Below are 6,652 nucleotides of genomic sequence, written 5' to 3'. Positions count from 1 at the left end.
TGGATGGGACTTCCTTCAGTAGATCCACGCCATGCGTGGATGGGACTTCCTTCAGTAGATCCACGCCATGCGTGGATGGGCTTTTTCGCCGTGCTTACGATGCTCTCAGGCAGCTGCTCATGAAGGTCTTGCGGGCGTCGCCGGTGAGCTTCTTGGTCGCGGCGTCGGCGTTGCACTTCTTCATTCGTTCCTGCGGCGTGGTGGGGGTTGCCGGGGCGGCTGCGTGCGAGCTCAGGCACGTGCTCTGCGCGGACTTGTAGGCGTCGCCCTTCAGCCCTTTGTTCTTGGCCGAACAGTCGGCCATGCGCTGCTGTTGCGGGGTGGCTGCGTTGGCGGCAAGCGGGAGGCTGAGCAGCAGGGCGGCGGCGAGCAGGAATGATGCTTTCATGGTGGCTCCAGGGCAGGGCGGGTGCGCGGAGCATTCGCCCGTCGCCGCAAAGCCGGCGTGAAGGTGCCTGGAGCAGGTGGAGCACTTCCTTTCGAAAGCGCTCCGACCCCGGTCGATCTCAGCCCACGCGGGTGCCGAAGATGCGGTCGCCGGCATCACCCAGGCCGGGCAGGATGTAGCCCTTTTCGTTGAGCTGCGCGTCGATCGCGGCGGTGTAGATCTCCACGTCCGGGTGCACGGCCTTCACCGCTTCGATGCCCTCCGGTGCGGCAACCAGGAAGATGCCCTTGATCCGGCGGGCACCGGCGCGCTTGAGCATGTCGATGGTGGCGATCAGGGTGCCGCCGGTGGCCAGCATCGGGTCGAGGATCAGCGCGTCGCGCTCTTCCAGGCGGCCGGTCAGGCGCTCGAAGTAGGGCACCGGTTGCAGGGTTTCTTCATCGCGCTGCAGGCCGACCACGCTGACACGGGCGGCCGGGATCAGCGACAGCACGCCGCTGAGCATGCCCAGGCCGGCGCGCAGGATCGGCACCACGGTGATCTTGGCACCGGCGATGCGCTGCACGGTGACCGGGCCGGACCAGCCCGGCAGGGTGTGCGGCTCGGTTTCCAGGTCGGCGGTGGCCTCGTAGGCCAGCAGCGTGCCAAGTTCGTTGGCCAGTTCGCGGAAATCCTTGGTGCTGAGCGCGGCGTTGCGCATCAGGCCGATCTTGTGCTGCACCAGCGGGTGGCGCACTTCGACGATCTTCATGGGAGGGTCTGGCAGAAGGGGAGAGCCCCATTTTAAGCGGAATGCGCGGTGCTGCCGAGCCGGGTCCGGCAGGCCAGGCTCCACCGGTGTCATGCCCATGCAACCTCGCGGACATACCGTGCTGACCCAATCTTTACACCGTTGGGGATAGCTGTGCAGAAGAAGAACACGTTGGGCTTGGCAATCAGCCTCTCGCTGCTGGTGACGGCCAGCCCGTCGGTGCTGGCGGACGAAACCGCTGCAGGGGCTGGCGGTGGCGCCGCGGCGACCGATCTGGACCGCATCGAAGTACGTGCGCAGCTGGAATCGCAGGTACGCGCGGTTGACCTCAAGCGTAGCAGCGATGCCATCGAAGACGCCGTGTCTTCCGACGCGCTGGGCCAGTATCCGGACAAGAACGTGGCCGAGTCGCTGCAGCGCCTGCCGGGCATCAGCGTGACCCGCGACCAGGGCGAAGGTCGTTTCGTGGTGGTGCGTGGCCTGGATGCCAACCTCAACAGCGTCAGCGTCGACGGCATCGCCATCGGCACCCCGGAAGATTCCAGCCGTGCCGCGCCGCTGGATGTGATTCCGTCCGATTCGACCGAGCGCTTGCGCGTGGTCAAGTCGCCGACCCCGGACATGCCGGGCGACGCCATCGGTGGCGCGATCCTGGTTGAATCGGCCTCGGCCTTCGATCGTGACGGCCGCAGCCTGCGCGGCAAGATCGAAGCCAGCCACCAGCAGCTGTCCGGCGAAACCAGCCCGAAGGCCGCTTTCAACTACAGCGAAGTGTTCAATGACACCTTCGGCGTAGCGTTGGGCGTGAACTATCAGAAGCGCAAGTTCGAATCGGACAACACCGAAGTGGAGTACGACGGCGAAGACGATGCCGCGCCGGGTGACGTCACCGCGATCAACCTGCAGCACCGCAAGTATGAGATCGAGCGCAAGCGCATCGGCGCCAACCTCAACCTGGACTGGCGCCCGAACGACGACAGCAAGTACTACCTGCGTGCGCTGTACAGCCAGTTCGATGATGCCGAAACCCGCCAGCGCGTGATCTTCAATTTCGACGACGCGAAAATGGTCAAGACCGGTACCGACCATTACCGTCTGGACGGCATGCCGAAGGATTCCATCGACAAGCGCATGCGTTACCGCACCAAGGAAGAGAACACCTTCGCGGCCAGCCTGGGTGGCGAGAACAAGCTGACCAACGCCGTGGTCGATTACAAGGTTGGTTTCACCCGTACCGAAGAGCGGGTGAACGATGAAATGGAGGCGCGCTTCAAGCTCAACGGCAAGGCCTTCAACGGCACGCTGGACCAGAGCAGCCGCATGCCCAGCTACAGTTTCGACAATCCGCAGTGGCTGGACAACGCGAACTACGCGTTCGATCGCATCGTGCTTTCGCCCAAGCAGGTGAACGACAAGGAACAGAGTGCGCAGGTCAACGTGCGTTTCGACGGCGACAACAGCAGCATCAAGTTCGGCCTGCTGGGGCGCTGGCGCGACCGCGACGTCAACGTCGACGAAAGCGAGCTGCGCGTCGGCCCGAAGATTGCCCTGTCCAGCTGGACCACGGGCTCGCCCGATCACCGCCACGGCACCCTGGGTGACGGCATGGATTCGGATGCCATGCGCGCGTACTGGGCGGCCAACGGCGGCCAGTTCAGCGCCCGTCCGCAGGACGTCGGTGCCAATGCGATGACGTCGCTGGAAGAGGACTACACCGCCAGCGAAGACATCTTCGCCAGCTACGCCATGGGCACCTGGGATGTCGGTGCGCTGCGCATCATCGGCGGCGTGCGCGTGGAGAACACCCGCTTCAAGGCCGAGGGCAACCAGGTCGATGTGGCTGCCAACGGCCGCAGCTACACCGTGACCCCGCGCGTGGCCAACAGCAGCTACACCAACGTGCTGCCGGGCCTGCACCTGCGCTACGACGCGGCCGATGACTGGGTGCTGCGTGCCTCGGCCAACAAGACCGTTTCGCGCCCATCCTTCGGCGATATCTCGCCGCGCGTCGGCTACAGCCGTGGCGACGAGGAAGTGCGCCTGGGCAACCCGGAGCTGGACCCGTACGAGTCGAAGAACATCGATCTGTCGGTGGAGAAGTATCTCGGCAGCACCGGCATCGTCTCGCTCGGTCTGTTCCACAAGTCCATCGACGGTTATATCGTCCAGACGGTGCGCACCAATGATCCGGCCTACGGTGGTTTCGACGTGACCCAGCCGATCAATGGCCGCAAGGCCACGGTGCGTGGCGCGGAGCTGAACTGGCAGCAGCAGCTGGCCTTCCTGCCCGCTGGCCTGGATGGCCTGCTGGTGGGCGCCAGCGGCACCTGGCTGGACACCGAATTCGATGCAGGCATCGAGGATCGCGCCGGTGAGGACTTCACCTTGCCGCGCGCCTCCAAGCACGTGTACAGCGCACACATCGGCTATGAAAAGTACGGCCTCAGCACGCGTCTGGCGGCGGTGTACCGCAGCGAGTACCTGGACACCATCGGCAAGGGCCGTGCGTTCGATATCTACGTGGCGCCCAACACCCAGCTCGATTTCTCGCTGGACTACAAGTTCAACGCGAACGTGAGCCTGTACTTCGAAGCGCAGAACCTGCTGGACAAGCCGTTGGAGCTGTACCAGGGCACGCGCTCGCGCACCCTGCAGCTGGAAGAGTACGGCCGCACCTACGCTGTTGGCCTGAAGGTGGCACTGTGATGGTGCGCGGCATGACCCTGATGGCGGCCTCGCTGGCAGCCGTTCTTGCCGCCGGCTGTACGCCGGCAGTGGACAAGGCGCCGGCAGCGGCTGCAGCCACTGGCGCTGCGGCAACCGTCGAGCGCAAGGTGGCGACCATCGCCGAGGCGTTCCTGACTCCGATGATCCCGGCCGACAACATCGATTCGCCGGCCTCCTGGCAGGCACCGGATGGCAAGACCTGGCTGATCGCCACAGCCAAGGCCACCGACAAGCTGGTGGTCTACGACGGCAGCAATGGCCAGCACCTGCGTGACGTCGGCAGCACCGGCACCGATCTGGGCCAGTTCGATCGTCCCAATGGCATCGCAGTGACCGGCGACCTGCTGTGGATCGTCGAGCGCGACAACCACCGTGTGCAGGTGCTTTCACTGCCGGACTTCGCTCCGTTGGCCACCTTCGGTGCCGACGACCTGCGCAAGCCCTACGGCCTGTGGGTCGACCGCCGAAACGACGGCTACAGCGTCTACGTCACCGACTCCTGGGACAACGGCGAGGACGCACAGGGCAAGGACATCCTGCCGCCGCTGGCCGAGCTGGACAAGCGCGTGCGCCAGTACCACGTGACCCGCGACGGCACCAAGGTCCAGGCAACGCTGTCGGCCAGCATCGGCGATACCAGCGAAGCCGGCGCGCTGCGCGTGGTCGAGTCGATCTGGGGTGATCCGGCCAATGATCGCCTGCTGATCGCCGAAGAGGACGAAAGCTACGCCAGCGAGTTCAAGGTCTACACCCTGGCGGGGCGCTTCACCGGCACTACCTTCGGCCGCGACGTGTTCAAGGCGCAGGCCGAAGGCGTGATGCTGCGCACCTGTGGCAAGGACGGCTGGTGGATCACCACCGAGCAGGGCAAGCAGCGCAGCGTGTTCCATCTGTTCGACCGCCATACGCTGAAGCCGGTGGGCGCGTTCCAGGGCAATACCGTGGCCAACACCGATGGCATCTGGATGATGCAGCAGCCGACGCCGCGGTTCCCGCACGGTGCGTTGTATGCGGTGCACGATGACCAGGGCGTGGTGGCCTTCGACTGGGAGAGCATTGCCAAGCAGTTGGCCCTTCCGCTGGAGTGTGGTTCGTGAGCGCGCGTTCGATGCGCGTGCTTGCGATCGGCTTGTTGTTGGCATTGCCATCGCTGGCGATGGCGGCGGCCGAGCCCAACACCCAGGTGCCATCGGGCAGCCGTTACTACGCAGCCGCATCGGTGCCGGACCGCATCGTCGCCTCTCCGTCGGTCGACCCCAGCCACGGTTTCGCGGTGGCCTGGCGCACCGATGGCAGCGTGCAGTCGCCGCTGCTGGAAATCGCACTGGCCGACGATTCGCCGGCCATCGAGGGCATCCGCCAGGTGCGCGCGAAGACCCAGGTGCTGCAGACCGAGAACGGCCTGTCGCATCATCATCGCGCCGATATCGATGGCCTGCAGCCGGACACCCTGTATGTCTACCGCGTACAGGGCAATGGCAGCTGGAGCGCGTGGAACCAGCTGCGCACCCTGGCCGCTGCCGACCAGCCGCTGACCCTGCTGTACTTCGGTGATACCCAGAACAAGAACGTCAGCCACGTCAGCCGCGTGGTGCGGGCCGCACAGAAGGCCGCACCGGATGCGCGGATCAGCCTGTTCGCCGGTGACCTGGTCAGTGGTGGCGACAACATGGACGACAGCGAATGGGGCGAATGGTTCGCCGCCACCAGCTGGCTGGCGCAGGAGACGCTGGTGGCGCCGGCGATCGGCAACCACGAGTATTTCGAGGAATTCGAGGACACCCCGCAGGAGCGCCGCGTACTGGGCCGTCATTGGCCGGTGACCTTCGCCCTGCCGGACAACGGCGCCAATGCAGCGGCGGGTACCAGCTACTGGTTCGATGCGCAGGGTGTGCGCGTGGCCGTGGTCGATGGTACTTCTGCGCTGGATCTGGGTACCGCCAAGGCGCAGGCGCAGTGGCTGGACAAGGTGCTGACCGGCAACCGTCAGCCGTGGACCATCGTGCTGCTGCACCAGCCGTTCTATTCACCGCGCGAGGGCCGCGAGAACGCCGCCCTGCGCAAGGTGCTGCTGCCGGTGGTGCGACGCCACAAGGTGGATCTGGTGCTGCAGGGGCATGACCACACTTATGGGCGTCGCGGTGAAGGGCAGGCGGCAACGCCGCAGTACGTGGTGACCGTGGCAGGGCCGAAGCAGTACCGGCTGTCGGACGAAGCACGAAGGACGATGGAACCTGTGGGCGAAGACACCCAGCTGTTCCAGGTGTTGCGTATCGATCCGCAGCAGCTGCGTTACGAGGCGCGCACGGTCACCGGACGCCTGTACGACGCCTTCGAGCTGAAGCGCGATGGCAGTGGCAGCAAGCAACGGGTGGAATTGCAGGAAGGGCGGATTGCTCCGCGTGACTGCGCGCGCGCCCAGACCGCCAAGGGCCGCACCGACCGCTGCTGGGAGTGAGGACAGACCGATGAGCACGCGCCCACGCATCGTTCCGATAGCCGCCATTGCCGTTGCCCTGTTGCTGATGGGCAGCGCGGTGGCTGCCGCGGATTCGGTCCTGCACCCGTTCCTGACCGCACCGCTGAAGCAGGCGCCGCTGGAAAGAAAGACGGGCGGGTGATCAGGGAAGGCATGAAGTAGATCCACGCCACGCGTGGATTTAACCCACCCGTACACCATCCACGCATGGCGTGGATCTACTGCATCGCGTCCAGGAACAGTTCTGCTTCGTCCGTGCCGCTCAGCAGCGCTGAAGCCGGCGCGGCAGGAAAGAAGGACGGGCGGG

The 6,652-nt window shown here is 65.4% G+C and carries 5 protein-coding genes and 1 pseudogene; 4 read left to right on the top strand and 2 right to left on the bottom strand.

From position 1 onward, the window contains the following. Positions 1-94: 94 nt before the first annotated feature. Together DBR20_RS02785 and upp are read right to left on the bottom strand one after the other, a co-directional pair. Positions 95-388, bottom strand: coding sequence for a PsiF family protein (locus DBR20_RS02785; RefSeq protein WP_108265112.1), 294 nt, complete (start codon positions 386-388; stop codon positions 95-97). A gap of 118 nt (positions 389-506) precedes the next feature. Next, positions 507-1,139, bottom strand: a complete 633-nt coding sequence (upp, locus tag DBR20_RS02780; RefSeq protein ID WP_089240393.1) for a uracil phosphoribosyltransferase — start codon at positions 1,137-1,139, stop codon at positions 507-509. 177 nt (positions 1,140-1,316) lie between these two features. Here upp and DBR20_RS02775 point away from each other — a divergent pair, with 177 nt between their 5' ends. The 4 genes and pseudogenes from DBR20_RS02775 to DBR20_RS02760 all read left to right on the top strand — a co-directional run. Next, positions 1,317-3,845 (top strand): TonB-dependent receptor, encoded by a 2,529-nt coding sequence (locus DBR20_RS02775; protein WP_258223189.1) that lies wholly within the window; start codon positions 1,317-1,319, stop codon positions 3,843-3,845. Next, positions 3,845-4,963, top strand: a complete 1,119-nt coding sequence (locus DBR20_RS02770; protein WP_108265110.1) for a phytase — start codon at positions 3,845-3,847, stop codon at positions 4,961-4,963. The genes DBR20_RS02775 and DBR20_RS02770 overlap by 1 nt, the downstream gene beginning before the upstream one ends. 11 nt (positions 4,964-4,974) lie before the next feature. After that, positions 4,975-6,324 (top strand): metallophosphoesterase family protein, encoded by a 1,350-nt coding sequence (locus DBR20_RS02765; protein ID WP_108265113.1) that lies wholly within the window; start codon positions 4,975-4,977, stop codon positions 6,322-6,324. A gap of 10 nt (positions 6,325-6,334) precedes the next feature. After that, positions 6,335-6,469 (top strand): annotated as a pseudogene (locus DBR20_RS02760) (inorganic diphosphatase); the annotation flags it as partial. Positions 6,470-6,652 lie beyond the last annotated feature (183 nt).

This window comes from Stenotrophomonas sp. HMWF023 (genome assembly GCF_003060985.1).
GTDB lineage: Bacteria > Pseudomonadota > Gammaproteobacteria > Xanthomonadales > Xanthomonadaceae > Stenotrophomonas > Stenotrophomonas lactitubi.
The sequence above is the reverse complement of the archived record's forward strand: the minus strand, read 5'-3'. Positions and strand labels throughout refer to the sequence as shown.

Excerpts from the sequence above, each read along its gene's own strand:
- DBR20_RS02785 (WP_108265112.1), bottom strand. The coding sequence starts at position 388 with ATGAAAGCATCATTCCTGCTCGCCGCCGCCCTGCTGCTCAGCCTCCCG.
- DBR20_RS02770 (WP_108265110.1), top strand. The coding sequence starts at position 3,845 with ATGGTGCGCGGCATGACCCTGATGGCGGCCTCGCTGGCAGCCGTTCTT.
- DBR20_RS02765 (WP_108265113.1), top strand. The coding sequence starts at position 4,975 with ATGCGCGTGCTTGCGATCGGCTTGTTGTTGGCATTGCCATCGCTGGCG.
- upp (WP_089240393.1), bottom strand. The coding sequence starts at position 1,139 with ATGAAGATCGTCGAAGTGCGCCACCCGCTGGTGCAGCACAAGATCGGC.